Origin of the sequence: Nocardioides sp., assembly GCF_034670285.1 — a bacterium.
Taxonomy (GTDB): Bacteria; Actinomycetota; Actinomycetes; order Propionibacteriales; family Nocardioidaceae; genus Nocardioides.
The window spans coordinates 1-3,589 of the sequence record NZ_JAXMNS010000385.1 but is presented as its reverse complement, the minus strand read 5'-3'; the positions used below and the strand labels follow the sequence as shown (position 1 = coordinate 3,589).

The following is a 3,589-nucleotide window of genomic DNA, read 5'->3' as shown; positions in this document are numbered from 1 at the left end:
AAAATGACCACAACATCAGGAGTCGTCCGATGCCCACCTCCCCCGGCCTGCTGACCGATCGCTACGAGCTCACCATGCTCACCTCCTTCGTCACCGACGGCAGCGCGGCGCACCCGGCCGTCTTCGAGGCCTTCGCCCGCCGGCTCCCCGACGGACGCCGCTACGGCGTCGTGGCAGGGCTCGGCCGACTCCTCCCCCTGATCGCCGACTTCGGCTTCGACGCCGACGAGGTCGCCTGGTTGCTCGCCGAGGGCGTCATCAACGAGGTCACCGCCGACTACCTGCGCGACTTCCGCTTCCGCGGCGACATCGACGCCTACCCCGAGGGTGACCTCTACTTCCCGGGCAGCCCGATCCTCACCGTGCGCGGCACCCTCGGCGAGTGCGTGCTGCTCGAGACGCTCGTGCTCAGCGTCCTCAACCACGACAGCGCCATCGCCAGCGCCGCGGCCCGAATGGTGCTCGCTGCGGGCGGCCCCGTCGAGCAGGGCGGACGACCGTTGGTCGAGATGGGCAGCCGCCGTACGCACGAGCAGGCCGCGATCGCCGTCGCCCGGGCGGCGTACGTCGCCGGCTTCGCGACGACCAGCAACCTCGCCGCCGGGATCGAGCACGGAGTCCCGACCGTCGGCACCGCCGCGCACGCCTTCACGCTGGCCTACGCCACCGAGGCCGAGGCCTTCGCCGCCCAGGTCGCCGCCCAGGGCGTCGGCACCACGCTGCTCGTCGACACCTACGACACCCCCGCCGGGATCCGGACGGCGGTCGAGGTCGCCGGGTCCGGCCTCGGCGCGATCCGCATCGACTCCGGCGACCTGGCCGAGGAGTCCGGCAAGGCCCGCGCGCTGCTGGACGAGCTCGGTGCGACCGAGACCCGCATCATCGTCACCAGCGACCTCGACGAGTTCGTGCTGACGGCGCTCGGCGACGCCCCGATCGACGGCTACGGCGTCGGCACCCGCGTCGCGACCGGCTCCGGCCACCCGACCGCGAGCATGGTCTACAAGCTCGTCGCGGTCGGCGACGCTGCTGGCTCGGATCTCCGGCCGGTGGCGAAGAAGTCGCACGACAAGGCCTCGGTCGGCGGACGCAAGCACGCCTGGCGCCGCCACGAGGCCGGCACCCTGATCGACGAGTGGTACGACGTCGACAGCGGACCGCAGCCGCCAGTCGGGCCAAGATCTTCAGGAGCGTCAGGAGAGCCAGGAGAGCCGGGCGTGAGTGAGCCGCAGGTGCCGGTCGTCCGGGGCGGAGCCCTCGTGCACTCCCCCGGCCTCGACGAGGTGCGGGCGCACTGCGCCGCGGCCCTCGCCACGCTTCCCACCCACGCCCGCTCGGTGGCGGCGGGCACGCCGTACCTCACCGTCACCGACCGTCCCACCACCCCAGGAGGAGCACGATGAACGAGCGGACCGAGCGCGCCAAGGCCCTGCTGATCGTCGACGTCCAGAACGACTTCGTCGAGGGCGGCTCACTCGCCGTCACCGGCGGCCACGACGTCGCCGCCGCGATCTCACGCCACCTCGAGGAGCACGGCGACGCCTACGCCGCCGTGATCGCCTCGCGCGACTGGCACGAGGCCGGGAGCACCAACGGCGGGCACTTCCACGCGCCCGGCGAGGAACCCGACTTCGCCACCACCTGGCCGGTGCACTGCGTCTCGACCGGCCCCGGCTCCGACTACGCGCCCGGCCTCGACCTCAGCCGCGTCACCCACCACGTGCGCAAGGGGGTGGGCCAGCCCGCCTACAGCGCCTTCGAGGGCCAGACCGAGGACGGCGCCACCGTGGCCTCGGTGCTCGACGAGGCCGGCGTCACCGAGGTCGACGTGGTCGGGATCGCCACCGACTACTGCGTGCGCGCCACGGTGCTCGATGCCCGCAACGCCGGACTCGAGGTGACCCTGCTCCCCGGTCTGCACGCCGGCGTCGCCGAGGAGACGAGCCGCGCTGCGCTCGAGGAGATGGGCGCCGCGGGCGCGGTGATCGGATGAGCACCCCTGCTGGCCCCCCGCACCCCCTGCACCCCCTGCCCCACGGCACGCACCCGGCCTTCGCCGTCACCGTCGACCTGGCGGTCTTCACCATCCGCGAAGGACAGTTCTCGGTGCTCCTCGTCGAGCGCGGGGTCGAGCCGTACGCCGGGTCGTGGGCGCTGCCGGGCGGGTTCGTCGAGCCCGACGAGGACGCCGAGTCCGCCGCCTGGCGCGAGCTCTCCGAGGAGACCGGGGTGGAGCGCTTCGGCGCACACGGCGGACACCTCGAGCAGCTTCGCACCTACTCGGCCCCCGACCGCGACCCGCGGATGCGGGTCGTCTCGGTCGCCCACGTCGCCTTCGCCCCAGACCTCCCCGAGCCGTCGGCCGGCTCCGACGCCAGGGGCGCGCGCTGGTGGGCGGTGGACGACCTGCTCGGCCCCGACTGCGGCGCTGCTCCGGACGCTCCGAGCCTGGCGTTCGACCACACCGAGATCCTGCGCGACGCCGTCGAGCGGATCCGCGCCAAGCTCGAGTACACGACCCTGGCGCTGGAGTTCGTCGCCGAGCCCTTCACCCTTCCCGAGCTGCGGCGGGTCTACGCCGCGGTGTGGGGAGCCGCTCCGGACCTCGGCAACTTCCGCCGCAAGGTGCTCGGCACCGACGACTTCGTCGTCCCCACCGACGCCCACGGCACCCCGTCGGCTGCAGGTGGTCGGCGCGCCCTGCTCTATCGGCGCGGTGGCGCCGGGGCCATCTCACCGCCGATGCTCCGCTCGCCCCACACCGACGCTGGGCCCGCCGACGCTGGTTGAGGTACCTCAACCACCGTCGGTCGGCAGATCTTGACCCTGAGGAGGAGGCCGGTGTCGGCGGGACCGGGCAGACTGGACCGGTGCCACCGACCGTCGATCCGCTCGCTGCGTTCAGCGAGCCAACCCGCACCTGGTTCGCTGCTGCCTTCGCCGCCCCCACCCCCGCGCAGGCGGGGGCCTGGGCCGCGATCGGTGAGGGCAAGCACGCGTTGGTGGTGGCCCCGACCGGGTCGGGCAAGACGCTCAGCGCCTTCCTCGCCTCCATCGACCGGCTGCTGTCCTCCGAGCCGCCGAAGGACAAGATCCGACGCACCCGCGTGCTCTACATCAGCCCGCTCAAGGCGTTAGGGGTCGACGTCGAGCGCAACCTGCGTGCGCCGCTCACCGGCATCAAGCACACCGCCGACCGCCTCGGCACGGTGCTGCCGGACGTCCGCGTCGGAGTGCGGTCGGGCGACACGTCGCCGGCCGATCGTCGCAAGCTGTCGACGTCGCCTCCCGACATCCTCATCACCACCCCCGAGTCGCTCTTCCTGATGCTCACCAGCCAGGCGCGCGAGTCACTTCGCGGGGTGGAGACCGTCATCGTCGACGAGGTCCACGCGGTGGCCGGCAGCAAGCGCGGCGCCCACCTCGCACTCAGCCTCGAGCGCCTCGACGCCCTGCTCGAGCGGCCCGTGCAGCGCATCGGGCTGTCCGCCACGGTGCGTCCGCTCGAGGAGGTCGCGAGCTTCCTGGGTGGGGCCGCCCCGGTCGAGATCGTCGCGCCCCCGGCCGAGAAGCGCTGGGACCTCAAGGT

General features: G+C 73.1%; 4 protein-coding genes. All 4 read left to right on the top strand.

Translation table 11 applies throughout. The features are described from left to right. Window positions 1–29 precede the first annotated feature (29 nt). Window positions 30–1,403 carry a nicotinate phosphoribosyltransferase gene (locus VOI19_RS16310; RefSeq protein ID WP_323794019.1) on the top strand — a complete coding sequence of 458 codons (1,374 nt, stop codon included), beginning with the start codon at window positions 30–32 and terminating at the stop codon, window positions 1,401–1,403. Further along, window positions 1,400–1,993, top strand: a complete 594-nt coding sequence (locus VOI19_RS16305) for an isochorismatase family protein (RefSeq protein WP_323794018.1) — start codon at window positions 1,400–1,402, stop codon at window positions 1,991–1,993. The genes VOI19_RS16310 and VOI19_RS16305 overlap by 4 nt, the downstream gene beginning before the upstream one ends. Further along, window positions 1,990–2,790: an NUDIX hydrolase gene (locus VOI19_RS16300; protein WP_323794017.1), complete on the top strand. Its 801-nt coding sequence runs from the start codon at window positions 1,990–1,992 to the stop codon at window positions 2,788–2,790. Before VOI19_RS16305 ends, VOI19_RS16300 begins: the two co-directional genes overlap by 4 nt. An 80-nt stretch (window positions 2,791–2,870) precedes the next feature. Beyond that, window positions 2,871–3,589: DEAD/DEAH box helicase (locus tag VOI19_RS16295; protein ID WP_323794016.1), on the top strand; the 719-nt coding region annotated here is incomplete at its 3' end.